The following is a 236-nucleotide window of genomic DNA, read 5'->3' as shown; positions in this document are numbered from 1 at the left end:
TTCTTCGCGGAAGCCGGCGCCGCCGGAAATGCGGGGGGCCTCTGCCAATTCCGGCCGGTCCGAGAATCGGCCGGGGGGATACCGTCGGTCCTCGGTGCATTCGACCGAGTTCCGGTATTCCGCTTCTTCGTCGAGCATCTCGGTCAAGGCGACGTCATCGGAATCCGGATACACCCCGTCCCCGGCCAGTGCCGAATACACCTCGCCAACCCGGCGCGCCATGAGCGTGCACGAAT

At 65.7% G+C, this 236-nt stretch carries 1 protein-coding gene; it reads right to left on the bottom strand.

Features of this window, described 5'->3' with window-relative positions:
* Nucleotides 1-236, bottom strand: a 236-nt coding sequence (locus tag KVT45_RS55720) for a hypothetical protein (protein ID WP_217562786.1), incomplete at both ends; no start/stop codon positions are given.

Origin of the sequence: Streptomyces sp. GbtcB6, assembly GCF_019091475.1 — a bacterium.
Classification (GTDB): Bacteria; Actinomycetota; Actinomycetes; order Streptomycetales; family Streptomycetaceae; genus Streptomyces; species Streptomyces hyaluromycini.
This window is presented reverse-complemented; position numbering and strand designations above follow the sequence as displayed.